Below are 25,070 nucleotides of genomic sequence, written 5' to 3' on the forward strand. Positions count from 1 at the left end.
AGCTTTTCAGCCAACTTCCTATGGCCATGCATTCCTTGGCCGAAGGGGTGCCCAACCCCCCTCCCACCAGGGCTGAAAGGGAGGAAGAAGGCGCTCGCACCCTACGGGGACCGGCCACCGAGCTGAGGCGCACTTCCCAGCAACGCCCGTGAGTGCAACGCTTCGTGATCGACTGCTTCACGCCAAGTTGCCATGTCGACATAATGCCGGGTCCTTAACTGGTCACCCCGGCGGCACAGGACGCAGTAGATTCGATCATGACTGTATTACGGCGGGGGACTGGTGGAGGACCGAGGGGAAACGTGCAGGAGCGACAGGTCCGACGGGAACGCCGAGAACGCCGAGAACGCAGACCGCGTAGAGACCACAGAGCAGGTCAAGACCAGGGAGCCGCGACGACCGAGGGGGGCTTAGCACCATGAGCCACGACTCCACTGCCGTGCAGGAAGCCGCGTCTCGGAAACTCTCCGGGCGCCGCCGCAGGGAGATTGTCGCGGTGCTGCTGTTCAGCGGCGGCCCCATTTTCGAGAGTTCCATACCGCTCTCCGTGTTCGGGATCGACCGGCAGGACGCCGGGGTGCCCCGATATCGGCTGCTGGTATGCGCCGGTGAAGAGGGCCCGCTGCGGACGACCGGAGGGCTCGAACTCACCGCGCCGCATGGCCTGGAAGCGATAGGGCGCGCGGGCACCGTCGTCGTGCCGGCCTGGCGGTCGATCACATCGCCGCCACCGCCGGAGGCGCTCGACGCGCTGCGCCGCGCGCACGAAGAGGGCGCTCGCATCGTGGGTCTGTGCACCGGTGCCTTCGTGCTCGCCGCGGCCGGTCTGCTGGACGGCCGTCCGGCGACCACGCACTGGATGTACGCACCGACGCTGGCCAAGCGATATCCGTCCGTCCACGTGGACCCGCGTGAGCTCTTCGTCGATGACGGGGATGTGCTGACGAGCGCGGGGACCGCGGCCGGAATCGATCTGTGCCTGCACATCGTGCGCACGGATCACGGCAACGAAGCGGCGGGCGCGCTCGCGCGCAGGCTCGTCGTGCCTCCGCGCAGGGCCGGCGGCCAGGAGCGCTATCTGGACAGGTCTTTACCTGAGGAGATCGGTGCCGACCCGCTCGCCGAGGTCGTCGCCTGGGCCCTGGAACATCTCCACGAGCAGTTCGACGTGGAGACGCTGGCCGCGCGCGCCTACATGAGCAGGCGGACCTTCGACCGCAGGTTCCGCTCGCTCACCGGGAGCGCTCCCCTGCAGTGGCTGATCACTCAGCGCGTCCTGCAGGCACAGCGGCTGCTCGAGACCTCCGACTACTCCGTCGACGAGGTCGCGGGCCGCTGCGGCTTCCGCTCGCCGGTGGCCCTGCGCGGCCACTTCCGGCGCCAGCTGGGCTCCTCGCCCGCCGCCTACCGGGCCGCTTACCGCGCCCGCAGGCCGCAGGGGGGTGAGCGGGCCATGCTGGAATCCGCACCGCCCGTCCAGGCCGCACCGGCGATGAGCACGGAGAACGGTCCAGTTCCGTCGCAGACGCGGCGTACGGCGGCCGCGAGCGCCCTTGGTCCCTCGGCCTCGCTGTCCGCGGATCCGGGCAAGCCGAGCTCGGATCTGTACGCTCCAGGTCGTCCGCCTCTGCCCGGCCAGAGGAGTGCGCCGTAGGGTAAGACGCATGAACGATCGCATGGTGTGGATCGACTGCGAGATGACCGGGCTCTCGTTGACGGACGACGCACTTATCGAGGTGGCCGCACTGGTCACCGACTCGGAACTGAACGTGCTCGGCGAAGGTGTGGACATCGTGATCCGCCCGCCGGACGCGGCGCTGGAGACCATGCCCGAGGTGGTGCGCAAAATGCACACCGCCTCGGGGCTCCTCGACGAGCTGGCCGGCGGAACCACGCTGGCGGCCGCCGAGGAGCAGGTCCTGGCGTACGTACGTGAGCACGTCAAGGAGCCGCGCAAGGCTCCGCTCTGCGGGAACTCGGTCGGCACCGACCGCGGCTTCCTGCTGCGCGACATGGGGACGCTGGAGGAGTTCCTCCACTACCGCATCGTCGACGTCTCCTCGATCAAGGAGCTGGCCCGGCGCTGGTACCCCCGGGCGTACTTCAACAGCCCGGACAAGAACGGCAACCACCGTGCGCTGGCCGACATCCGCGAATCCATCGCGGAGCTGCGCTACTACCGGGAGGCGGTCTTCGTGCCGCAGCCGGGCCCGGACTCCGACACCGCGAAAACGATCGCGGCCAAGTACGTGCTGCCCACGGAGTAGCCCGCGCGCAGCCCCCTGTACGGGGTCCGGAAAACGCGTGCGCGAGCACCCCTTCGGACCCTGTACACTTTTTCTCGGCCGGTCGGAAGAACGAAAACGACCGGACATGGTGGGTGTAGCTCAGTTGGTAGAGCACCTGGTTGTGGTCCAGGTGGCCGCGGGTTCAAGTCCCGTCACTCACCCTGATGAAGGGCCCCGGTTCTCAGGAACCGGGGCCCTTCTTTCGTTGGTCGCCGCCCCGGCCGCCCGGCGCACACCCTTCTCTCCCGCGTCGGCGGCCCGCCCGCCCTCTCAGGACGACGCCCGCTCCACCAGTTCCGTGGGGAGCACCAGTTGGCGGCGGTCGAGGCGGCGGGCGCTCGCCGGGCGGTCGTCCGCGATCTCGGCCAGCAGCAGATCGATCATCGCCCGGCCCATCTCCTCGATCGGCTGCCGGACGCTGGTGAGGGGCGGGTCCATGTGCCGGGCGATCGCCGAGTCGTCGAAGCCGACGAGCGCCACGTCGTCGGGTATGCGGCGCCCCGCCTCCCGCAGCACCTGGCGGGCGCCCGCCGCCATCACGTCGGAGCCCGCGAACACCGCGTCCACGTCGGGGAAGGACGCCAGGAGCTCCGTCATCGCCCGCCGGCCGCCCTCCTCGGTGAAGTCACCGGGGACGATCAGGCGCTCGTCCACGCCCCGGCCCGCGTCCGACAGCGCCGCGCGGTAGCCGTCGAGGCGGCGCTGGGCGCCGTAGACGTCGAGGCGGCCGGTGATGGTGGCTATACGGGTGCGGCCGCGCGACAGGAGGTGCTCCACCGCCGAGTGGGCGCCGGCGAAGTTGTCGGAGTCCACCGAGGGCAGTGCCTCCTCGGCGGAGCGCCGGCCGCTGATCACGGCGGGGATCTCCAGCTGGGCGAGGAGGTCCGGCAGCGGGTCGTCGGCGTGCACCGAGACCAGGAGCACCCCGTCGACGCGGTGGGCCGCGAGGTACTGGGCCAGGCGCTGACGTCTGCGGTCGTTGCCCGCGAAGATCAGCAGCAGCTGCATCTCGGTCTCGCCGAGCTCCGCGCCGACCCCGCGCAGGACGTCGGAGAAGTACGGCTCGGCGAAGAAGCGGGTCTCGGGTTCCGGCACGACCAGGGCGATGGCGTCGGTGCGGTTGGCGGCCAGGGCGCGGGCCGCCGTGTTCGGGACGTAACCGAGCTCGGCGACGGCGGCCTCGACGGCCGTGCGGGTCGTCTCGCTCACCCGCGGTGAGCCGTTGATGACGCGGGAGACCGTGCCGCGTCCCACTCCCGCCCTCGCGGCGACCTCTTCCAGGGTCGGTCGTCCGCCACTGCGGCCGCGCGGTCCGTGAGCTGGCATTGTCCGCCTCCCGTCGCACTTCCCCCGGGCGAGGAATGTAGAGGAATGTAACAGCCTGATCATCGCCGGTCGGATCGGCCGGACGGCGACCGCCCCCGTAACAGCCCGATAACTGAACACATAACTCTATGTCCGGTCCCTTGACACCCCCGCTCCGAGCCACGACTCTTCAACTCATCACCTGTGGGAGCGCTCCCACACTACCTGACACGTACACATCCCGCACGTTCCCCGCCCGAGCCGAAGAGTCAACCAACGGGGCAAGTAGTGCAGTTGGCCGGGGGGTCGGCACGTCAGGCAATTGGAGGACGCAATGCGCACGAGTTCCCGCCGACCACGTCGGCTGGTGGCCCTCGCGGCCGTGGCCACGCTGGCAACGAGCCTGCTGGCCGGTTGTTCGAGTGACGACGACAGCGGTTCCGAGGGCGGCGACGGCAAGGTCACGCTCAACGTCGGCACGTTCGGCGTACTGGGCCTGAAGCAAGCCGGGCTCTACAAGGAGTACGAGAAGTCGCACCCGAACATCAAGATCAAAGAAAACGTCATCGAGCGTAATGACGCCTACTACCCCAAGCTCCTGACCCAGCTCCAGTCCGGCGCCGGCGTCAACGACGTGGCGGCCATCGAGGTCAGCAACATCACCGAGGTCGTGCAGACCCAGGGCGCCAAGTTCGAGGACCTGGGCAAGGCCAAGGGCGTGGACAAGTCCACGTACCTCGACTGGAAGTGGGACCAGGGCACGACCGACGACGGCAAGACCATCGGCCTCGGTGTCGACATCGGCCCCACCGCGTTGTGTTACCGCAAGGACCTCTTCAAGAAGGCCGGTCTGCCCACCGACCGCGAGGAGCTCGCCAAGGCGTGGTCCGGCGACTGGGACAAGTACGTCGCGCTCGGCGAGAAGTACATGAAGAAGGCGCCCGACGGCACCAAGTTCGTCGACTCCGCCTCCAGCGTCTACAACGCTGTCTTCGCCGGTGCCACCGAGCGGTACTACGACAAGAGCGGCAAGGAGATCTACGAGAAGAGCCAGGGCCGCAAGGACGCCTGGGACGCGGCGATGAAGGTCGCCAAGGGCGACATGTCGGCCAAGCTCAAGCAGTTCGACCCGACCTGGGACCAGGGCTTCGCCAACGCCAAGTTCGCCACCGTGGCCTGCCCCGCGTGGATGGCCGGTTACATCCAGGAGAAGACGGGCGCGAGCGGCAAGGGTCAGTGGGACATGGCCAAGGCGCCCAAGGAAGGCAACTGGGGCGGAACGTTCCTCGGCGTGCCGAGCGCGGGCAAGCACAAGAAGGAGGCGACCGAGCTCGCCGTCTGGCTGACGCAGCCCGAGCAGCTCTCGAAGGTCTTCGCCAAGCAGGCCAGCTTCCCCTCCACCCCGTCGGCGTACGACACGCTGAAGCCGTCGCCCGCGACCAAGGCGTACTTCAACAACGCGCCCATCACGAAGATCTACGCGGACATCGCCAAGAACATCCCCTCGGTCATCTACGGCCTCAAGGACGCCCAGATCGGCCAGTCCATCACCGACATCGGTGTGCTCCAGGTGGAGCAGCAGGGCAAGTCTCCTGCCGAGGGCTGGGAGGCCGCTCAGAAGGAGATCAAGGATGTTCTGGGACAGTGACGCGCATGTCCGAGACCGCTGAGTACGCCGAGACCGCGTCCCCCGAAGAGGGGGACGCGGCCCCGGCCGCGTCCGGGAGTCGTAAGGACTCCCCCAGGTCCTCGTGGCGCAGTCGCCTGTACCGCTGGGACATCAAGGCGTCGCCGTATGTCTTCGTCGCGCCGTTCTTCCTCTTCTTCGGGGCCTTCGGCCTGTTCCCGCTGCTCTACACCGGCTGGGCCTCGCTGCACCGCCTGGAGCTGACCAACCTCGACGACAGCACCTGGCTGGGCCTGGAGAACTACACCAACCTGCTGCAGAGCGACTACTTCTGGAACGCGCTCGGCAACACCTTCACCATCGGCATCATCTCCACCATTCCCCAGCTCGCCATCGCGCTCGGCATAGCCCATCTGCTCAACTACAAGCTGCGGGGCTCCACCCTGTGGCGGGTGGCGATGCTCGCTCCGTACGCCACCTCGGTGGCAAGCGCGTCACTGGTCTTCACGCTGCTGTTCGCGTGGGACGGCGGCATGGTCAACTGGATCATCGGGTCCGTCGGCATCGATCCCGTCAACTGGCGTGAGTCCTCCTGGGGTTCGCAGTTCGCGGTGTCGTCGATCGTCATCTGGCGGTGGACCGGCTACAACGCGCTGATCTACCTGGCGGCGATGCAGGCCGTGCCGCACGACCTGTACGAGTCGGCCTCGCTGGACGGCGCCTCGCGCTGGCAGCAGTTCCGGCACGTGACCATCCCGATGCTGCGGCCGACGATCCTGTTCACGGTCGTCGTCTCCACCATCGGGGCGACCCAGCTGTTCGGTGAGCCGCTGCTGTTCGGCGGCACCGCCGGGTCCAAGGGCGGCGCCGACCACCAGTTCCAGACACTGGGGCTCTATCTGTACGACCAGGGCTGGATCAACGGCCATCTGGGCAGGGCGTCCGCCGTGGCCTGGCTGATGCTGGTGGTCCTGCTGCTCATCGCCGCGATCAATCTGCTGATCGCCCGACGTCTGAGGAAGGCCCAATGAAGTCCCGCACCCTGGGCCTGAAGCCTGCCGTCACCACGGGCCCGAAGGCCGGCCGCACCCTGGGCCTGAAGGCCGGCCGCACGATGCACGCGGGGCCCGTGACCTACCTCGTGCTCACGCTGTTCACGGCCGTCTCGCTGGCGCCGCTGATCTGGACGGCGATCGCGGCCTCGCGCAACAGCGGGCGGCTCGCGCAGACCCCGCCGCCCCTGTGGTTCGGCGGGAACCTCTTCAAGAACCTCGAACGGGCCTGGACCGAGGCCAGTCTCGGCGACGCGATGCTCAACACCACGATCGTGGCGGGCAGCATCACCATCGGCACCGTCCTGTTCTCCACGATCGCCGGATTCGCCTTCGCCAAGCTGAAGTTCAAGTTCAGCGGGCTGCTGCTCCTGCTGACGATCGGCACGATGATGGTGCCGCCGCAGCTGAGTGTCGTACCGCTGTATCTGTGGATCGCCGACCTGCAGTGGACCAACCAGCTCCAGGCGGTGATCCTGCCGACGTTCGTGAGCGCCTTCGGGGTGTTCTTCATGCGGCAGTACCTACTGCAGGCGCTGCCGACCGAGCTCATCGAGGCGGCGCGGATGGACGGCGCGAGCAGCATGCGCATCATCTGGCACGTGGTGTTCCCGGCGGCGCGGCCCGCGATGGCGGTCCTCGGCCTTCTGACGTTCGTGATGGCCTGGAACGACTTCCTCTGGCCGATCATCGCGCTGAACCAGTCGAATCCCACCGTGCAGGTGGCGCTCAACTCCCTTGGTACGGGGTATATCCCGGACCGGGCGGTGATCATGGCGGGCGCGCTGCTCGGCACCCTGCCGCTGCTCCTGGCGTTCGTCCTGTTCGGCAAGCAGATCGTGAGCGGCATCATGCAGGGCGCGGTCAAGGGCTGAGTCCCTCCGCCCCGCCCGTCCTGCCCGCCAGGGCCGAGCCGCCGCCGCCTCGGCCCTGGCCACCCGCCCACCTGCCCACCCCCTCTTTCCTTGTCCTTTCCCCCTCCCATGGGAGCGCTTCCATGCCTGAGTCGATCACCTTCCCTGACGGTTTCCTCTGGGGCGCCGCCACTTCCGCGTACCAGATCGAGGGCGCCGTACGCGAGGACGGCCGCACCCCCTCCATCTGGGACACCTTCAGCCATACGCCGGGCAGGACCGCCGACGGCGACACCGGTGACGTCGCCGTCGAGCACTACCACCGCTACCGCGACGACGTGGCGCTCATGGCGGACCTCGGTCTCAGTGCCTACCGGTTCTCCGTCTCCTGGTCGCGGGTGCAGCCCACCGGACGCGGCCCCGCCGTCCAGCGCGGCCTCGACTTCTACCGGCGGCTCGTCGACGAGCTGCTCGACAAGGGCATCAAGCCCGCCCTGACGCTCTACCACTGGGATTTGCCGCAGGAGCTGGAGGACGCGGGCGGCTGGCCGGTGCGGGACACCGCGTACCGGTTCGCCGAGTACGCCGGTTTTGTCGCCGAGGCCCTCGGCGACCGGGTCGAGTCGTGGATCACGCTCAACGAGCCGTGGTGCAGCGCCTTCCTGGGGTACGGCTCCGGGGTGCACGCCCCGGGCCGCACCGACCCGGCGGCGGCGCTGCAGGCCGCGCACCACCTCAACCTCGCGCACGGCCTTGCCACACAGGCGCTGCGCGGCGCCCTGCCGGCCCGCGCCCAGGTGGCGGTGAGCCTCAACTCCTCGGTGGTCAGAGCCGTTTCGGACCACCCCGAGGACATGGACGCCCGCCGCCGCATCGACAACCTCGCCAACGGCGTCTTCCACGGCCCGATGCTGCACGGCGCCTATCCGGCGGACCTGCTCACCGACACGGCGCGGGTCACCGACTGGTCCTTCGTGCACGACGGCGATCTGACCGCCATCCACCAGCCGCTGGACGCGCTCGGCCTCAACTACTACACACCGGCGCTGGTTTCGGCCGAGCAGAACGCCGCGGGTGACGCGCGGGCCGACGGGCACGGCGCCAGCGCGCACTCCCCGTGGCCCGGGGCCGACGACGTGGCCTTCCACCAGACGCCGGGCGAGCGCACCGAGATGGGCTGGACCATCGACCCGACGGGGCTGCACGACCTGATCATGCGCTACACCCGGGAGGCTCCGGGGCTTCCGCTGTACATCACCGAGAACGGCGCGGCCTACGACGACAAGCCCGACCCGGAAGGCCGCGTCCACGACCCGGAGCGCATCGCCTACCTCCACGGCCACCTGGCCGCCGTGCGCCGGGCCATCACGGACGGCGCGGACGTCCGCGGCTACTACCTCTGGTCGCTCATGGACAACTTCGAATGGTCCTACGGCTACGGCAAGCGCTTCGGCGCGGTGTACGTCGACTACGAGACGCAGGCCCGCACCCCGAAGTCCAGCGCCCACTGGTACGCGGCGGTCGCGGCCGCCGGTGAGCTGCCGCGGGAGGACGTCATGAGCTGACCCATGGAGGTGGGCGCCCCGACCGGGTGGGGGGGGATGCCGGTCGAGGCGCCGTGGGGGGTGGTACGTGATGGCGTGTGGCTACTTGTAGGCGGCGAACGCCTTCGTGAAGGCGAGCGGCTCCTGCTCGATGGAGGAACAGGTGGGCTGCGCACCGTTGTTGGCGCCGCCCTCGCAAGCCTTGTCGCGGGTCGAGGACCACATCGCAAGCCAGCCGAGCCCCTTCTCCTCGGCGAACTTCACCAGCTCCGTGGCGTCGTCGACCTTGAAGACCTCGGTGGTGACGTCGTTGACGCCGATCATCGGGGTGACCGCGACGGCCTTCCACGCCTCGGCGTCGGACAGGCCGAGGGCGCCCTTGATCTGCTTCTGCGTGGCGGTGGCGGCGTCGATGGCGTACTGGCCCATGTCACCGCTGTAGGAGGGCCCGTAGTCCATCGCCATGATGTTGACCGCGGAGACCTTCACGCCGTTCTTCTTGGCGTCGGCGACGAGATCGACGCCCGGCTGGGTCAGCCCTTCGGGCATGACGGGCAGCGTGAACGAGACGTCCAGGCCCTCGTGTTCCTTCTGCAGCTGCGTGATGGCCTGCGCGCGGCGGGTGTTGGCGGCGGTCTCCGGAAGGGCGGCGCCCTCGATGTCGAAGTCGACCTTGGTCAGCTTGTACTTGTCGATGACCTTGCCGTACGCCTTGGCCAACTCGTCGGCGCTGCCGCACTTGAGGCCGAGCTCGGAGCCCGCCTGCCCGCCGAAGGACACGCGTACGTCGCCGCCCTTGGCCCGCAGGGCGCCGATCTGCGAGGCGACCTTGTCGTCGTCGAGGCCGGTGACGCCTCCCCACAGGGGCTCGCAGCCGCCGCCGGAGGTGACGAAGGCGAGGGTGAACTCCTTGACGCCGGTCTTGTCGGCGGTGTCGACGAGGTCATACGCGGGGGCGAGCGAAGTGTCCACGAACGGGGCGAACTTGGCCGCTGCCGCCGTCTTCGCGGAGGCCTCGGAGGGGGTCTCGGCGGGGGCCTTGGTCGCGAGCGCCGTCCCGGAGAAGAGGAAGGCGCCGCCGCCGACGAGGCCTGCGGCCACGAGCCCGCCTATGACCTTGGACTTGCTGCTCACCGTGCGCCGATGCGTACTGCTCATCGCGTGCCTGCCTTAGCTGTGCGGGGGGTTGGGGTGCGTGCAGCACGTTAGCTTCGGGAAGCGCGACTTATGGGGCGAACCGGACCTGGGGTCTGGATCTTAGGGCGGGCTTAAGGGAGCGATCGGGGGCGGTTAATGGTGGGTGCGGATCTGCTCCTCCCGGGCTCGGGCAGTGGCGCTTTCCCGCGCTCCGCGCGGATCTTTCCCGCCCGCCCGCCCGATTGCCCGGCAGCCGCGGGGTAATCGGGCGGGTCGGCGGGAAAGATCCGCCGCGAAGTGGCGGCGGCGCCGACTGCAGCCGCGCCCCACCGCACCCCCGGCCGGCAAGGCCTAGCGCACGCTCGGGGCGCGCTTACGGCGGCGTACAGAACCCCCGTGCCCGCGGCCGCCCACCACCGGCCGCCGTCCGTCCAGCTGGATCCAGATGCGGACCTCGGTCCCGCCGAGCACGGACCGCCCGATGCGGACATCGCCACCGGTGGACTCCGCGAGCTGCCGCACGATGTCGAGCCCCAGGCCAGTGGACCCATCCGCCCCCGACCCCCCGCCCCGCGCCAACGCGGCCTCGGGGTCGGCGATCCCCGCCCCCGCGTCCGAGACCAGGACGATCACCGCGTCCTCGCCACTGTGCACGTCCACCGCGAACGCCGCGCCCTCCCGCGTGTGCCGGAAGACGTTGCCGAGCAACGCATCGAGGGAGGCGACGAGTTCGGGGCGTGCCACCGGTATCCACACCGGCCGCTCCACCCCGGCGACGCGCACTTCACGCCCCTCGTCCTCCGCGAGCGCCGACCAGAAGGCCATCCGCTCCTGGATCACCTCGGATGCGTCGCAGCCCGCGCCTGGCCCGACCGTGACGGTCCGCGGTTTGGCGTCCCGGGCGGTGCGGATGATCGTGTCGACCTCGCGCTCCAGCTTCTCCACCGCGACGCGGGTCTGCTCGGCCGCCGGACCGTCCCCCAGCGAGGCCGCGTTGAGCCGGAGCACCGTCAGCGGGGTACGCAGGCGGTGTGACAGGTCTGCCGCCAACTCCCGCTCGTTGGCCAGGAGTTGCACCACCTGGTCGGCCATGGAGTTGAACGCCACCGCGGCGAGCCGCAGCTCCGTAGGGCCCTCCTCCGGGACCCTCGCCCCCAGCGTCCCCTCCCCGAGGGACCGCGCCGCGCCCACCAGCCGCTTGGCGGGCTGCACCATCCGTACGCCGAGACGGTCCGCGACCGCCACCGAGCCGATGATGAGGGCGATGCCGACCCCCGCGAGCACCAGCCACGCCGTGGTGACGCCGTTGCTGACCGCGCCCTCGGGCACGAAGATCTCGACCACGGCGATCTTGCCGGAGCTGAGCGCCATCGGCTGGAGCAGCGCGAAGCCGCCCTCGACCGTCGTGGTCCGCGCCCGGCCCTCCTTGCGTGTCGTCTCCACGGCCGCCGCGTCCGCACGCCCGTCGCCGATGTCCAGGGCGGGCGCCTCGTCGACGGCCGGTACGTACACGGCCATCCGCCCCTCGCCGCCCGCCTCGGAGGTGGCGACGGCCCGCGTCAGCTGATCGCGGTCGGTGGTGATGGAGAGGGTGGGGCCCATGCCGGCCGCGTGCCGCTCGGCGTTCGAGAAGGCCCGGTCCCGCGCCATCTCCTGGATGACGAGGCCGAGCGGTACCGCGAAGGCCACCACGACCATCGTCGTGACGGCAAGGCACACCTTGACGAGTGCCCACCTCACAGCGGTGGCTCCAGCTTGACGCCGACACCCCGCAGCGTGTGCAGATAGCGCGGCCGTGCGGCCGTTTCGCCCAGCTTCCTGCGCAGCCACGACAGATGTACGTCGATGGTCTGGTCGTCGCCGTAACTCTGCTGCCACACCTCGGCGAGCAGCTCCTTGCGCGGTACGACGACACCGGGCCGCCCCGCGAGGAACGCCAGCAGGTCGAACTCGCGCCGGGTCAGATCGAGCCGCGCCCCGTCCAGCTCGGCCTGGCGCCGCAGCGGGTCGATGGCGAGCCCGCCGACCCGGATCTCGCGGCTCGGCGGCGCCTCCCCGGCGCTCACGCGCGAGCGGCGCAGTACGGCGGCCATGCGGGCCGACAGGTGTTCGACGGAGAACGGCTTGGTCAGGTAGTCGTCGGCGCCGTCGTTCAGGAGCCTGACGATCTCGGTCTCGTCGTCACGCGCGGTGGCGATGATCACCGGTACGTCGGTGATGCCGCGCAGCATCTTCAGCGCCTCGGAACCGTCCAGGTCGGGCAGACCGAGGTCCAGGATCACCACGTCAAAACGGAAATGGGCCACCTCGCGCAGCGCCTCGAGGGCCGTGCCGACGCTGCGCACGGTGTGCGTTGCCTCGGTCAGATGCCGGATGAGTGCGGAGCGTACGAACTGGTCATCCTCGACGACGAGCACACTTGCCATGGGCGGCACCGTACGCCATACGAGTGACCCCGGTCCTCCTGGGACAGGGGCGGCGATGGTGGTGCAGTATGGCTCGCGATGCGCAGAGGACTCATACACGCAATAGCTTGGTCGCTGGCCACGGGCGCGGCAGTCACGCTCTCCTGGTGGGGTGTCCACACGGTCATGGCGGGCACCGCGTACGACCCGCCGCGTGCCGTCCCGCTGGCCGCCGACGGCGACCGGTCCGAGCCGCTCTCGTCCTCCACGCACCGCCCGGACCCGACGCCGACGCCGACGCGAAAGCCCTCGACGTCGCAGAAGCCCTCGAAGACCCCCGAGAGCAAGCCGTCCAAGTCGAGCACCGCCAAGCCGAGCACCTCTTCCAAGCCCGCCCCCTCCCCCGCGAACGTGAAGAGCTACTCCTCCGACGGAGGCCGCGTCGTCTTCGACCTCGGCAAGGACTCCGCGACGCTGGTCTCGGCGACCCCGGCGGCCGGCTGGTCGGTGCAGGTGTGGAAGCAGGACACCTGGATCCGGGTGGAATTCACGTCGGGTTCCAAGAACATCGCGGTGTTCTGCACCTGGCACGACCACGCCCCATCGGTCGAGATCAGCGACTACTGACCGGCCGGTTCAAAACGAATCCGCCCGCCGGTTCAGCGGAACACCGACCGCGGCGGAGCAGGCGAAGCCACCGCGCTCGCGTCCGTGACGGCCGCCGCTCCCCCGCTGAAGTCGATGAGCGCCCGCCCGTGCTCGACCCGCGCCGGATGCGAGTCCCCGGCGCTGCGCCGGGTCAGCTCGGCGATCGGCAGCGGCAGACCGGAGGCGACGAGCACCGCGTTGCCGAAGCGCTTGCCGCGCAGCACGGCGGGGTCGGCGATGAGGGCGAGCTCCGGGAAGACCGTGGCGGCGGTGGCGAGCTGGCCGCGCAGATGCGCGAGCGGCGGCCCGTCGGCGAGGTTCGCCGCGTAGAGACCGCCGGGCTTCAGGACCCTGCGTACGTCGGCGAGGAACTCCGTGCTGGTGAGGTGCGCGGGGGTGCGGGCGCCGCTGAAGACATCGGCGATGACGAGGTCAGCCCAGCCGTCCGCGATCTTCGCGAGCCCTTCGCGGGCGTCGGTGCCGCGCACCCGCACCCGCGCCTGCGGGTCGAACGGCAGTTCGCGGCGTACGAGTTGGACGAGCGCCGTGTCGCGCTCGATGACCTGCTGGGTGGAGCGGGGCCGGGTCGCGGCTATGTAGCGGGCGAGGGTGAAGGCGCCGCCGCCGAGGTGCAGGGCCTGGACCGGCTTTCCTGCCGGGGCGACGAGGTCGGCGACATGGCCGATCCTGCGCTGGTACTCGAAGTCGAGATACGCCGGGTCGTCGAGGTCGACATGGGACTGCGGGGCGCCGTCCACGAGCAGCGTCCACGCGCGCGGCCTGTCCCGGTCCGGCATCAGCTCGGCGAGCCCACCGTCCACGTTCTCGACGACGGCTTCCGCCTCTTCCCGGGATCGCCTGTTCCTTGCCATCGGACCATTATCGGCGTACGCGGACGGTGCGGCCCGATGACCTTGGAGAACCGCTTCTTCAAAAGCTCAACGGCAGTTGTCGGCGGCCTCGATCGTGCGGGCCGCCATGCCGAGCGCGGCGCGCAGGACAGCGGGGTCCGTGACCGGATCGGCCTCGCCCGGAGGCAGCAGCCAGCCGGTTCCCGCGACCGGGGGCGGTGGGGGGACGGGCTCCTGCTCGGCGTGCAATCTGCCGCCGCGGCCGAAGGTCTGCGTACACGCGCTGCCCGGCAGGTCCCAGCCGTCGGCGGTGCCGGGCGGCACGAGGAACCCGAGGGTGTCGCAGCCTCCGTCGTGCAGGACGGGGCCGACTGCGTCACCGGACCCGCGGCGCAGGATGTCCACCGCCTCCAGGCCCTGGCGGGCCGGGACCGTGACCAGGTCGCAGAAGTCGGGTGGCTGGGGGACCTCGGTGGTCCGGCCGCCCTGTGGCGGGGGTGCGCTGCGGTCCTGGGTCGGCAGGTGCCGTGCCGTCGTCAGCGACGCCCGCGCTTCGTCGTTCTCCACGCCGATCTCCAACAAGGGGACCCCTCCTCCACAGAAGGGGAAGCCATGTCGCTCCCTCTCCGCATGGTTCAACGCGGGACGGCGTCAACAGCTACGGCACAACTCCGCCGCAAAGGATGGCACTTCATGGCAGATCATGGGTGAGATATCCGGTTTGTAGCCAAACTCCGTGTGGCGGACTCGTCACAGCGGGTACCTTCTTGCTCCACCGGAACAGGGGCAGAACCGTCGGGTCCGCAGGATCCGGCACACTCCGGCACGATCCGTACGAGAGGGTCAGGCCATGGCGTCGTCACCGATGACATCGTCAACTCCGTCTCCACGACCGAATCTTCTCTTCCGGCGTCTGCGCGGCCAGCGCTCGCCGGGTGAGTTCGCCGCCGCGGTCCGCAGGGCCGCTCGCGAGATCGGCGAGCGCGTCAGCTGCGACGCCCGTTACATCGGGCGCGTCGAGGCAGGCGAGATCCGCTGTCCCAACTACGCCTACGAGCGGGTCTTCCTGCACATGTTCCCCGGCCGGACGCTGACGGATCTGGGCTTCGCCCCCCGCTCGGCAGTGCGCGGGCGGGGGGCGCGCACCGAGTCCCGAGCGCCCGTGTCACACACCACGATCCAGCTGTATGAGTCTCCCCCGTCCGAGCCGTCCGGCTCCTCACTGCACGAGTGCGACCCGTACGAGATCCAGAGCAACGAGGAGAGCGACGTGCGGCGTCGCGCATTCATGAGCGGCACGGCCACCGTGGCCGCCGCCTCTTTGGGGTCCTTCGGGCTTGCCCACGCCCCGGCCGAAGCCGCGGCACAGCGCGGCGGCCGGGCCGGCGAGGCCGAGGTGACCGCGGTCGAGCAGGCCGTACGCCACATCCGGCTGCTCGACGACCGGCACGGCGCCGACGGCCTCTACCGCCGTGCGGCAGCCCCGCTGCGGACCGCCTACGCCCTGCTCGACGCGGGCACCACCCGCCAGTCCACGACGGACCGGCTGCAGGCGAGCGCCGGTGAACTCGCCATCTCCGTGGGCTGGTTGGCGCATGACTCGGGCCGCTTCGACGACGCCCGCTCGCACTACGCGGAGGCCCTCGCGACAGCCCGGATGGCCGGCGATCTCGGCCTGGAGGCGCACGCCTTCTGCAATACGGCGTTCCTGGCGCGCGACGCCGGGCGCCCCCGGGAGGCGATGCGGGCGGCGCAGGCGGCGACGCGGGCCGCCCGGCATCTCTCGTCGCCCCGGCTGCTCTCGCTGCTGGCGCTGCGCGAGGCCGGGGGCTGGGCGGGGCTCGGCGACCGGGCGGGCTGCGAACAGTCGCTGACCCGCGCGCACGCCCTCTTCGACCGTGGCCCATCGGACGCCGACCCGGAGTGGATGAGCTTCTACGGCCGGGCCGAGCTGGAGGGCCTTGAGGCACAGTGCTGGTCGGCGCTCGGCGACTGGCAGCGGGCGGCCCGGCACGCCCGGCGCGCGGTCGGCGTGGCCTCGGCGCAGACCCCGCAGTTCACCCGGAACATCGCCCTCTACACCGCGGAGCTCGCCGACGACCTCGCCCGCGCGGGACGCCCCGACGAGGCGGCGACGGCGGGGCTGCGGGTCCTCTCGCTCCTCGACGAGGTGCAGTCCTCGCGCATCCAGTCGATGCTCGCGACGACGGCCCGCGTGCTGCTGCCGCACCGCCGCGCCTCGGGAGTCTGCGGCTTCCTGGAGCGGCACGCCTCACTGCCACGAGCGGTGTGACGGCTACCTGGCGGCTCTCTCACGGCTACGCGAGGTGCCCGGTCTCGTTCCATGACTCGATGGCCGGTTCGCCATAAGCCCAGCCGAGCGTCGAGATCGACGTCGGGTTGAGGCGGATGCGGGCGGCGAAGTCGATGCCGAGGCCGAGCCAGCGAGCGCCGATGGACCGCAGGATGTGCCCGTGCGCGAAGACGAGGACGTCACGGTCCGCGTCCCGCGCCCATGCCACCACCTCGTCCGCGCGGGCGGTGACCTGCTCCAGGGTCTCGCCCCCGGGCACGCCGTCCCGCCAGATGAACCAGCCGGGGCGCACGGCCTGGATGTCGGCCGGGGTCATCCCTTCGTACGCGCCGTAGTCCCACTCCATGAGCGTGTCCCAGGCGGTGGCACGGTCCCCGAAGCCGGCGATCTCGCAGGTCTCCCGCGCGCGGGCGAGAGGGCTTGTGCGCACCTCCACGTCCGGGAGACCGTCGAAGGGAGCGCGGCGCAGGCGCTCGCCCAGAAGCTTCGCGCCGTTGCGGCCCTCTTCCAGGAGCGGGATGTCCGTCCTGCCGGTGTGCTTCCCGGACAGTGACCACTCGGTCTGTCCGTGCCGGGCCAGCAGGATGCGCGGTGCCATGTCGAGCCTTTCCGAACCGGCGGCCACCGGCCGGGGCCGTCGGCTGCCATCGAGCAAATTCAGTGGACAGCACTGTCCGAATTCAGTGGACAGGCAACTGTCCGTTCCCTCCATCATCACTCACGCGCGAAGTCCCGATCACTCGTGCCCGGTAAGGGGCAACCCGCTCGTCGATCTCTGCGTCTTTGACGACCGGGGGACGCCTCAGCGGACCTTCGCGTACGCCGTATGGTGAGGCGGCGTTGAACACCGCATGACCATGAACAGATGGGGGACCGACCGGATGCCGCAGATGGATGCTCCGGGCACCGGGGGTACCAGTGGGTTCAAGCTCCGCTGGTGGACGGAGCTGCCGCTGCTCGTGCTGGTGTACGCCGCGTACTCGGCGGGGCGGCTGCTCGCCCGGGGCGATGTGGCGAGCGCCGTCGACCACGGCATCGGCATACTCCGGGTCGAGAAGTTCCTGCGCCTCAACGCCGAGAACCCGCTGAACCGAATCTTCACCGCACACTCCTGGATAGGCATACCCGCCGACTTCTGGTACGCGTCGCTGCACTATCTGGTGACGCCGGTGGTTCTCGTCTGGATCTTCCGCAGCCGCGCGGTCCACTACCGTGCCGCACGCGCGTGGCTGATGGTCTCCACCCTGATCGGCCTGGTCGGCTTCACGCTCCTGCCGACCTGCCCGCCCCGCCTGCTGAGCGTGGGCCACGGCTTCGTCGACACCATGGCGCAGTACAGCGACTACGGCTGGTGGGGCGGCCAGGCGAGCGCGCCGCGCGGGCTCGGCGGCATGACCAACCAGTACGCGGCGATGCCCAGCCTGCACGTGGGGTGGTCGCTGTGGTGCGGGGTGATGCTGTGGCGTCACGGGCGCTCGCCGCTGGTCAGGGCCGCGGCGGTGGCCTACCCGCTGATCACCACGATCGTCGTGATGGGCACCGCGAACCACTACTTCCTCGACGCGGTCGCCGGCGCCGTGGTGATGGGCCTCGGGCTGCTGCTGGTTCAGCCGGTGCTGGCGCTCGCGGACCGGGTCAAGGCGAGGGTGCGGCTGCCGCTGGCGGTCGCCGGGACGTCTTCGGTGGTCACGGGCTCGGGCTCGGCCGCGAAGGTGGGCTCGCCGTCCGTCTCCGCCGCCCCAGAGTCCTCAATTGTCAGTGGCGGGTGCCAGACTTCGACAGGTGAGCGAATTCCCCGGCCGCGCAGGCGGCCTGCCGAGCCAGGCGCCGAGCCGAGTGCCCGCCCCGCCGAAGCGGGGGACAGCACTGCGAGAGCGGCTCGCTGAGCTGCGCGGACCGGACGTCCCCGCTCAGCCGCTCGACGCCCGCGCCCTCGCGGCCCTCGCCGCGAATCCGGGCTGCCGGCGGCGGGCCCTGCTCGACGGGGCGGGCGTGGACAAGACGGCGCTCGCGCAGTCGCTCGGCTCTCCCGCTTCCTTCGGGCAGTCGCAGTTCGCCTTCATGCGGGGCAACGCCTTCGAGGCGAAGGTCAAGGCGGACGGCGGCGCGGAGCTGCTGCGGCTTGTCCACGGCCGGCTCGGGGGCGGCCCTGAGCCGATGCCGGGCGAGTCGTCCGTGCCTGACCTCGCCGCGGTGGGCCCCGAGGGGCGCGCGGCCCGCACCTCACTGGCGCTGCGCGAGGCGACATCGACGGGGGGCTGGACCCTCCTGGACCATCCCATGCTGGCGCTCGACGTCGCCGGGACGCCCGCGTTCCTCGAACCGGACGCGGTGGTGGTCCACCCCGACGGCACCTGGACGGTCGTCGAGATCAAGTCCTTCCCGATGATCGACGGTTCGGCGGACGCGGCGAAGGTGGGCGCGGCGGCCCGCCAGGCCGCGGTGTACGCACTGGCCCTGGAGCGGGTGGCGGCGCACATGGACCCCGCGCCCCGGGTCCGGCACCACGTGCTCCTGGTCTGCCCCAAGGACTTCTCGAACTCCCCCACGGCTTCGGCGATCGACGTACGCAGACAGCTCTCGGTGACGAGGCGCCAGCTGGCCCGGCTGACCCGCATCGAGGACATCGCGGCGGCGCTCCCCGAGGGCACGACGTTCGACGTGACCCGCCCGGCCGCGGAGCTGACGGCAGCGGTCGAATCGGTCCCGGCGACGTACGCCCCCGAGTGCCTCGCCGCCTGCGAACTGGCCTTCCACTGCCGCGAACGCTCCCGCGAGGAGGGCGCGGTGACAGCGCTTGGCCGTTCGGTCCGGGGCGAACTGGGCGGCCTGACAACCATCGGCGAAGTCCTCTCGGCAGCGTCAGGCACGTCGGGCGACCCGACGGACCCGGCGGTGGCGACACTGCGGAGAGCGGCGGCACTGCGGGCCGAGGCGTTGTCGGGCGTGGGCACCTTGGGCGGGGCGGGGGGTGCGGGGTGCTGACTGGAGCTGCGGTGGGTTCTTCGGTGCCCGCTCGGTGCCGGGTGATCGGGTGGGCGGGTGGGGAGCTCCCGCCGCGCAGCGGCGGGGGAACCGGCGACGGCCCGAGGGGGAGGAAGCGCTGATGTCACTGATCGACAACCTCGCCCGGCTGGAGGCCGTCACCACAGGCCGTGCCCAGCCAAGGGCAACCGTGCGGCACCGGCACCTCACCCAGCGCCCCCTCGTCCTCGTCCCCCTCATCACCGCAGGTGAGGCCGGCGCCCCGCTCGGCGCGCTCGTCGGGACGGAGCGGACCTCGCCCCGGATCCTCGTCGTCCCCCAGCCCCGCGACCGCGACCTCCGCTTCACCTTCCTCGCCCAACTCGCGGACACCGTCCTGGAGTACGTCGACACGTTCACGGACGACGTCGAAGCGGCGGAGCGCAGCGAGACGGACCCGGAGACCGGCAAGCGCGTGAAGGTGGAGGTCGAACTATGCGCGGACGCGCCGCAGTTGATCGTCCCGAGCCGCGCCGGCATCGACTTCGTACGGCTCATCGGCCGCTCCACCCGCTTCCGCCGCACCGCCGAGCAGGACCCTCAGACGCCGTATCCCGCCCCGCCCCGCGTCCCCCTGCTCGGCCGCTGGCTGACCCACTTCGGGGAGCGGGCCCGCGTCCCGGGCTCCTCCCTCCTGGTGGCCATGACGGACCTGCTCTCCCGGCACTGGGCCACCGGCCAGTCAAGCCTCGAGGACCAGCACCTCGGCGCCCTCCTCGCCTGGATCGAGGCCCCGCAAGGAACGTCAGGGGCCGACGCGGCCCGCCGCGCCGAGCTGGCCAGGGGCAAGGACGGTCAGCTGCTCTGCCCGCCCGCGGGCCCCGCCACCGACCCGGCCTTCGACAACCGCCTGCTCGCCCCTGCCATCGAGCGCTACGACCACGCGCGCTCAGCCCTCGCCACCGCCGAGGACGGCATCCAGGCGGACGCCCGCCTCGCCGCGCTGGCCGCCGCCGAGCGGGAGATCCGCGCCCTGATCGAGAGCAGGACCCGCCCCACGTGGGACGCGGTGTGGCGCGGCCTCGACGCGCTCTGCACCCTCCCCGAAGCCCCGCACGCCGCCGACCGCTGGACCCGCGACCGCTGGTCGTTCACCGGCCACCGGGACCGCGTGGTGGCGGGCGAACCCCCGCAGCCCCGCATCGACGACGCGGTGACAGCGGCGAACAAGCTCGGCGCGCGCGAGCGCGAGCAGTCCAGGCTCGACGCCCAGGAGGCGCTCGACGACCCCCTGGTGATGGCGGGCCGCCGGCTCGCGGGCGAGGCCTTCACCGGTGAGGTGACCGAGGTCGTCATGGCGTACAGCGAGAGCAAGAGTCCAAGGCCGCGGCCCCTGGTCACGGTCCGCACGGACGACCGACCGCATCTGGCCGAGCGCGCGAAGGTCTACCGCTCGCTCCAAGGGAAGCCGCAGACAGCCGAGTTCGTCGCGTACGAGGCCGAGACCAGCACCGACGCCGACACCGGAACCGGCACCGGCACCGGCACCGCATCCGTCGTACTCCGCATCATCGACAAGATGGGCCGCGGCAAGGAGCCCGAGCCCGGATCCCTGCCCGAGAAGGGCGAGCGGATCTGCTGGACGCTCTTCGAGCACGAGCAGCGCGGCGGCCCCAAACTGCCCGACCCCGAAGCGACCCCCTGGACCCACGGCGGCCCGCCGGGCGACGCCGCCGAGCGCCCTGACCCCGTGACCGCGGAGGACACCCTGTGAGTCCAGTGTCAGCCCCCTTCGACCCCGGCGCGGCAGCCGCGCGGGCCACGGACGCGATCCTGCACGACACGCTGCACAGCGCGCACCGCGGTGTCGTGGTCGACTCCCCGCCCGGGGCGGGAAAGTCGACCCTCGTGGTCCGCGCGGCCCGCGAACTGGCCGCCGCGGGCCGCCCTTTGATGGTGATCGCGCAGACGAACGCGCAGGTCGACGACCTGGTCCTGCGCCTCGCCGAGAAGGACCCCGAGCTGCCGGTCGGCCGCCTGCACAGCAGTGACCCGGACGCGTACGACAGAGCGCTCGACGACCTGCCCCATGTCCGTACGTCCACGAAGGCGGCTGACCTGGCGGGGCTCGACGTCGTCGTGTCGACCGCCGCGAAGTGGGCGCACGTCGACGCCGCCAAGCTCGACGCGCCCTGGCCGCACGCCATCGTGGACGAGGCGTATCAAATGCGTTCGGACGCGTTGCTCGCCGTGGCCGGGCTCTTCGAGCGGGCCCTGTTCGTGGGCGATCCCGGCCAGCTCGACCCGTTCTCGATCGTGGGCGCCGAGCAGTGGGCGGGCCTCGCGTACGACCCTGCGGCGAGCGCGGTGACGACGCTGCTCGCGCACAATCCCGAGCTGCCCCAGCACCGGCTCCCGGTGTCGTGGCGGCTCCCGGCGTCGGCGGCTCCGCTGGTCTCCGCCGCCTTCTATCCGTACACGCCCTTCCGCAGCGGCACGGACCACGGCGACCGGCGGCTCGGCTTCGGTGTGCCGTCGGACGGCTCGGGCCCCGACCGCGTCATCGACGAGGCGGCGGAGTCGGGCTGGGGCCTGCTCGAACTGCCCGCGCGGAACACGCCGCGCACGGACCCGGAGGCCGTGCGCGCGGTGGCGCAGGTCGTCCGCCGCCTCCTGGACCGCGGCGGCGCGGCGACGTCGGAGCGCGACCCGGACCCCACGCCCCTGACAGCCGACCGCATCGCCGTCGGCACCGCCCACCGCGACCAGGCGGCGGCAGTGCGGGCGGCCCTCGCGGAGCTCGGGGTCAGGGACGTCACGGTGGACACCGCCAACCGCCTGCAGGGCCGCGAGTACGACGTGACGGTGGTCCTTCACCCGCTCTCCGGCCGCCCTGACGCCACCGCGTTCCACCTGGAGACGGGCCGCCTCTGCGTCCTGGCATCCCGCCACCGCCACGCCTGCATCATGATCTGCCGAGCGGGCGTCAGCGACCTCCTGGACGACCACCCCTCGACAGAACCGGTCCAGCTGGGCGTCACAGTGAAATTCCCAGATGGCTGGGAGGCGAACCACGCGGTCCTGGCCCGCCTGGCTGAACACCGCGTGGCATGGCGGCCCTGATCCCGGGCGAGGCGCACAGCGAACGCCATGGCGGCCGTAAGCCCTGTGCCCACGGCCCTCTTGCGCGGCAAGGGAGAATGGAAGACGGTCCCACGGCCGGACACCGTACGAGGAGGAAGAACCATGGCGGAGCCCCAGCGGCCCCCGACCGAGCAGCGTCTGCGACCCGCGCCCCTGCTCTTCGAGCCTGCGGAAGCCGCCGCCGACCCGGAGCACTTCTTCGACCTGGAGTCGATGGAGGACCCCCGGGAGCTGCTCGACCGCGCCACCGAGCTGACCCTCGCCTTCCGCGCCGCGACGGACCGGTCCATCGAGTTCCAGGCCATGGCGGCCGCCCAGCTCGCCGACCCCCGGCGTTTCGACCGCCTAACGCACGCCGCGATCGCCGAGCGCGCGCAGTGGACCGAGGACTACGCGAAGAAGATGGTCGAGTTCGGGCGTGACCTGCTGCGCGGGGCCGGGGCAGGCGGAAGCGGTCCGGAGGCCTGAGGCCCCCGGTTCCCGGCTGTCCCCGCAACAAGATCGCGGGGCATATGCCAGTCGCGAGGGCAAGGTACTCCCCCACCCCCGCCGCTGTCCCGATTTCTGGCAACTCTCAGAAATGGAATGCTCGCTACCGGTAGATGTATCCGCCATGAGCAGCACGCGTCTCCACCCGAACCCCACCCCCGCCACCGCCACCGTCTCCGGCGCCTCCACGGCCTCCGCCGTCACGACCGAGGGCGCCGCCTGGCTCGCCTCCGCGGAAACGTATCCCCGCAGCGCCCTCACCCACTGGCGCACCCGGCCCACCGCCCCGGCCGTCCTCCCCTGCGGCTCCGTCTTCGACGTGGTGAGCGTGCCCGCCGTCTTCGGGCGCCGGATGCTCGACCGCTTATGGGACGAAGGCCCCGGCTCGGGCCCCGTCGCGGCCCACCGCGGCCGCATGCTGCTCTTCGCCGCCCCCGGTACCGCCCAGCGACTGCCCTCGCTGCTCGCTTGGGAGGAGTGGGGCCGTGCCGTGCCGGGCGTGCTCTGTCACGGCACGGGCGACGCCGTGACCGTGCCGCCGATCACCGCGGACCACCGCGTGACCCCGCCGCCCGGCCGCCTCGAAGGGCACCTCGAATCGCGCTGGCTCGTCGCCCCCGACGCCCGCCATCCCTGGCTTCCGGGGCCCGAGGTGATGCTCTGGGCCTGCGTCCGCGCGGCCCGCGCCGCGGCCGGGTCCGCGGTCCGTATATCGATTTTTCCTGGCGGCGATCAGGATGCTAAGGTCTACGACGTCAGCAGGCGCCGCTAGCTCAGTTGGTTAGAGCAGCTGACTCTTAATCAGCGGGTCCGGGGTTCGAGTCCCTGGCGGCGCACAGACAGTGAGAAGCCCCTCGCGGAAGCGAGGGGCTTCTTGCATGCGCGGCCGGCGGCAGCCGAGGCTCAGTCCACCGACACCTTCACCGTCCACGCCCCCGACGCCGTCCGCCCCTCGACCTCGATCCGGACGTCCTCCCCCGGCACCGTGAAGCTCTCCCCTGTCCTCACCGGCGCGTCCGCGAGCGGCGGATACACCGACCCGCCCCAGCAGGCCTCCGAATCCGGGTGGGCGTCCACGACCTCGATCGGCCCACCCCCGGACGAGGCCTCGTTGCGTACCCGGTAGACGAGCACGCCCTCGCTGCAGGTCGCACGGTCGTTGCCCCCGGTGCCGCGCGCCTCGATGGCGATGACGCTGTCCAGGCCCGTGCGCACGACCGCCAGCTTCGTGCCGCCGACGCCCCCGCGCGCGGGCCTCACCGACAGCGGCTCAAGCGTCAGCCGCTGCCCGCCGCTCGCCACGCACTCCACCTGACGCGGGTCCAGCCAGCCGAGCTTCCACTTGTGCCAGCCGAAGAGGTCAGGGGAGAGCCCGAACTGGCTGCCCATGACATCCCAGTCGCCGACGTACGTGTCCCAGTCGCCCTTGCCGTCCGTCGGCCGGTGGTAGAGATCGGGCAGGTCGAAGACGTGTCCCGTCTCGTGGGCGAGGACGTTGCGGTCCGGCGGGTGCCGCTCGAAGACCGTGACGATGCGCTTGATGTCCGTGCCGTCGGCCCGCAGCGGCCGGTCGAAGTTGACGACCTTCGTCGCGTCGGAGTCGACGCCGGGCGCGTCCGGGTCGGCCACGAAGTAGACGAGGTCGTACCGCGAGAAGTCGACGTGCGGATCGGCCGCGGCCATCGCGTCGCGCAGATAGGCGCTGCGCCGGGACGTGTTCCAGTCGCGCTGTATGGCGTACGAGGTGGAGTCCTGCGGCATCTCGACCCAGGCGCGCTGCGGATGCGGGCGCAGGGTGAACTTTCCGTAGGAGGCGTGGTCGAAGAACTCGCTGGTGGCGGGGAAGTGGTCGGCCGCCAGTTCCCTGGTGTCGGTCAGGGGCGGCGAGTCCGGGAAGGAGAGGAAGACCATCACCGCGTCGAGGGCCCGGTCGGGTCGCGGATAGGCGGCGTTCCAGGTGTCGACGCCCTCCGAGTGGTGCGCCGGTGTGCGCTGGAGCGCGCAGGGCACAGCGGACGACTGGGATACCGCCGGGCCCGCGACGAGCCCCGTGGCCGCGAGCGCGGTCAGAGAAGTGAGGGCCGCGGCCGTGCCGCGCAACCGTGGCCTTTCCCCACGGGTGAGTCCCCAGGGGGACAGCTGACGCGGCACGTCGACCTCCGGGTGGCGTTTACGAGGCATCCCACCCACCCTGTGCCGCTTAGGGGGAGTACGCCCTGTTTGTCTGGCCCAGCCGGGTGAAGAGAGGCCCGTGGATCGCTCACGGAACGTCACAAGTGGTCGACGTGCGGATGGGGCCGCAAAGTAAGCAGTACATGGGAGAGCAGAAACGATCTGCCGCCGGGCGCGTGCCAAACCCGCACCGGGCATGCGTCTGTCCTATGCCGGTTCCGGCCGCCACGCGGCACCGCGCTGTGGCTGGATGCACCCTCGGGCCAGCCCCTATGA

At 71.1% G+C, this 25,070-nt stretch carries 22 protein-coding genes and 2 tRNA genes; 16 read left to right on the forward strand and 8 right to left on the reverse strand.

The genetic code is table 11. The annotated features are described in order from the left end of the window. Positions 1–418: 418 nt before the first annotated feature. The 3 genes from ACGFX9_RS05410 to ACGFX9_RS05420 all read left to right on the forward strand — a co-directional run bounded on the left by ACGFX9_RS05410 (position 419) and on the right by ACGFX9_RS05420 (position 2,449). Entirely contained in the window at positions 419–1,654 is a 1,236-nt protein-coding gene (locus ACGFX9_RS05410; RefSeq protein WP_393464882.1) for a GlxA family transcriptional regulator, read from the forward strand. A gap of 10 nt (positions 1,655–1,664) precedes the next feature. Next, positions 1,665–2,267 carry an oligoribonuclease gene (gene orn / locus ACGFX9_RS05415; protein ID WP_393464885.1) on the forward strand — a complete coding sequence of 201 codons (603 nt, stop codon included), beginning with the start codon at positions 1,665–1,667 and terminating at the stop codon, positions 2,265–2,267. Between the two features lie 109 nt (positions 2,268–2,376). Next, positions 2,377–2,449 (forward strand) — tRNA-His (locus ACGFX9_RS05420). A 109-nt stretch (positions 2,450–2,558) separates the two neighbouring features. Here the strand turns inward: ACGFX9_RS05420 and ACGFX9_RS05425 are convergent. Then, positions 2,559–3,614: a LacI family DNA-binding transcriptional regulator gene (locus ACGFX9_RS05425; protein WP_393464888.1), complete on the reverse strand. Its 1,056-nt coding sequence runs from the start codon at positions 3,612–3,614 to the stop codon at positions 2,559–2,561. Positions 3,615–3,927: 313 nt separating this feature from the next. Between ACGFX9_RS05425 and ACGFX9_RS05430 the strand changes: the two genes are divergently transcribed. From ACGFX9_RS05430 to ACGFX9_RS05445, 4 genes are all read left to right on the forward strand, one after another. Continuing rightward, a complete protein-coding gene (locus ACGFX9_RS05430) occupies positions 3,928–5,241 on the forward strand; it encodes an ABC transporter substrate-binding protein (protein ID WP_393464890.1) in 1,314 nt (437 codons plus the stop codon). Between the two features lie 5 nt (positions 5,242–5,246). Then, positions 5,247–6,251: a carbohydrate ABC transporter permease gene (locus tag ACGFX9_RS05435; protein WP_393464893.1), complete on the forward strand. Its 1,005-nt coding sequence runs from the start codon at positions 5,247–5,249 to the stop codon at positions 6,249–6,251. Continuing rightward, positions 6,248–7,147, forward strand: a complete 900-nt coding sequence (locus ACGFX9_RS05440; RefSeq protein WP_393464895.1) for a carbohydrate ABC transporter permease — start codon at positions 6,248–6,250, stop codon at positions 7,145–7,147. Before ACGFX9_RS05435 ends, ACGFX9_RS05440 begins: the two co-directional genes overlap by 4 nt. A 122-nt stretch (positions 7,148–7,269) precedes the next feature. Then, positions 7,270–8,691 carry a GH1 family beta-glucosidase gene (locus tag ACGFX9_RS05445; protein ID WP_393464897.1) on the forward strand — a complete coding sequence of 474 codons (1,422 nt, stop codon included), beginning with the start codon at positions 7,270–7,272 and terminating at the stop codon, positions 8,689–8,691. An 81-nt stretch (positions 8,692–8,772) separates the two neighbouring features. Here the strand turns inward: ACGFX9_RS05445 and ACGFX9_RS05450 are convergent, their stop codons facing one another. From ACGFX9_RS05450 to ACGFX9_RS05460, 3 genes are all read right to left on the reverse strand, one after another. Next, positions 8,773–9,828: a chitinase gene (locus tag ACGFX9_RS05450; protein WP_393464900.1), complete on the reverse strand. Its 1,056-nt coding sequence runs from the start codon at positions 9,826–9,828 to the stop codon at positions 8,773–8,775. Between the two features lie 330 nt (positions 9,829–10,158). Beyond that, complete coding sequence (locus tag ACGFX9_RS05455) at positions 10,159–11,547, reverse strand: sensor histidine kinase (RefSeq protein ID WP_393464903.1); 1,389 nt, start codon at positions 11,545–11,547, stop codon at positions 10,159–10,161. Beyond that, positions 11,544–12,233, reverse strand: a complete 690-nt coding sequence (locus ACGFX9_RS05460; RefSeq protein ID WP_393464906.1) for a response regulator transcription factor — start codon at positions 12,231–12,233, stop codon at positions 11,544–11,546. The genes ACGFX9_RS05455 and ACGFX9_RS05460 overlap by 4 nt, the downstream gene beginning before the upstream one ends. A 78-nt stretch (positions 12,234–12,311) precedes the next feature. Between ACGFX9_RS05460 and ACGFX9_RS05465 the strand changes: the two genes are divergently transcribed. Beyond that, complete coding sequence (locus tag ACGFX9_RS05465) at positions 12,312–12,839, forward strand: hypothetical protein (RefSeq protein ID WP_393464909.1); 528 nt, start codon at positions 12,312–12,314, stop codon at positions 12,837–12,839. A gap of 32 nt (positions 12,840–12,871) precedes the next feature. Here the strand turns inward: ACGFX9_RS05465 and ACGFX9_RS05470 are convergent, their stop codons facing one another. Together ACGFX9_RS05470 and ACGFX9_RS05475 are read right to left on the reverse strand one after the other, a co-directional pair. Beyond that, complete coding sequence (locus tag ACGFX9_RS05470) at positions 12,872–13,732, reverse strand: spermidine synthase (protein ID WP_393464912.1); 861 nt, start codon at positions 13,730–13,732, stop codon at positions 12,872–12,874. Positions 13,733–13,798: 66 nt separating this feature from the next. Further along, positions 13,799–14,293 carry a hypothetical protein gene (locus ACGFX9_RS05475; RefSeq protein WP_393464914.1) on the reverse strand — a complete coding sequence of 165 codons (495 nt, stop codon included), beginning with the start codon at positions 14,291–14,293 and terminating at the stop codon, positions 13,799–13,801. A gap of 268 nt (positions 14,294–14,561) precedes the next feature. Between ACGFX9_RS05475 and ACGFX9_RS05480 the strand changes: the two genes are divergently transcribed. Next, complete coding sequence (locus ACGFX9_RS05480; RefSeq protein WP_393464917.1) at positions 14,562–16,004, forward strand: tetratricopeptide repeat protein; 1,443 nt, start codon at positions 14,562–14,564, stop codon at positions 16,002–16,004. Positions 16,005–16,029: 25 nt separating this feature from the next. Here the strand turns inward: ACGFX9_RS05480 and ACGFX9_RS05485 are convergent, their stop codons facing one another. Continuing rightward, positions 16,030–16,623, reverse strand: a complete 594-nt coding sequence (locus ACGFX9_RS05485) for a histidine phosphatase family protein (protein WP_393464920.1) — start codon at positions 16,621–16,623, stop codon at positions 16,030–16,032. A gap of 283 nt (positions 16,624–16,906) precedes the next feature. Between ACGFX9_RS05485 and ACGFX9_RS05490 the strand changes: the two genes are divergently transcribed. The 7 genes from ACGFX9_RS05490 to ACGFX9_RS05520 all read left to right on the forward strand — a co-directional run bounded on the left by ACGFX9_RS05490 (position 16,907) and on the right by ACGFX9_RS05520 (position 23,458). Next, positions 16,907–17,911, forward strand: coding sequence for a phosphatase PAP2 family protein (locus ACGFX9_RS05490; RefSeq protein ID WP_393465658.1), 1,005 nt, complete (start codon positions 16,907–16,909; stop codon positions 17,909–17,911). Continuing rightward, positions 17,862–19,010, forward strand: a complete 1,149-nt coding sequence (locus ACGFX9_RS05495; RefSeq protein WP_393465661.1) for a hypothetical protein — start codon at positions 17,862–17,864, stop codon at positions 19,008–19,010. The genes ACGFX9_RS05490 and ACGFX9_RS05495 overlap by 50 nt, the downstream gene beginning before the upstream one ends. A 121-nt stretch (positions 19,011–19,131) precedes the next feature. Then, complete coding sequence (locus ACGFX9_RS05500; RefSeq protein WP_393464923.1) at positions 19,132–20,763, forward strand: hypothetical protein; 1,632 nt, start codon at positions 19,132–19,134, stop codon at positions 20,761–20,763. 5 nt (positions 20,764–20,768) lie between these two features. Beyond that, a complete protein-coding gene (locus tag ACGFX9_RS05505) occupies positions 20,769–22,112 on the forward strand; it encodes an AAA domain-containing protein (protein ID WP_393465664.1) in 1,344 nt (447 codons plus the stop codon). A 123-nt stretch (positions 22,113–22,235) separates the two neighbouring features. Beyond that, positions 22,236–22,601: a hypothetical protein gene (locus tag ACGFX9_RS05510; RefSeq protein WP_393464926.1), complete on the forward strand. Its 366-nt coding sequence runs from the start codon at positions 22,236–22,238 to the stop codon at positions 22,599–22,601. A gap of 145 nt (positions 22,602–22,746) precedes the next feature. Further along, positions 22,747–23,394: a bifunctional DNA primase/polymerase gene (locus ACGFX9_RS05515; RefSeq protein WP_393464928.1), complete on the forward strand. Its 648-nt coding sequence runs from the start codon at positions 22,747–22,749 to the stop codon at positions 23,392–23,394. Next, positions 23,385–23,458: transfer RNA gene (locus ACGFX9_RS05520), tRNA-Lys, on the forward strand. The genes ACGFX9_RS05515 and ACGFX9_RS05520 overlap by 10 nt, the downstream gene beginning before the upstream one ends. A gap of 67 nt (positions 23,459–23,525) precedes the next feature. On the opposite strand, the gene ACGFX9_RS05525 is transcribed toward ACGFX9_RS05520, so the two are convergent. Next, the gene (locus tag ACGFX9_RS05525) at positions 23,526–24,803 is read right to left on the reverse strand and encodes a M6 family metalloprotease domain-containing protein (protein ID WP_393464931.1); all 1,278 of its coding nucleotides are present in this window, start codon (positions 24,801–24,803) and stop codon (positions 23,526–23,528) included. Positions 24,804–25,070 lie beyond the last annotated feature (267 nt).

This window comes from Streptomyces sp. NPDC048436 (assembly GCF_043200355.1).
In the GTDB taxonomy this organism is placed as follows: Bacteria; Actinomycetota; Actinomycetes; order Streptomycetales; family Streptomycetaceae; genus Streptomyces.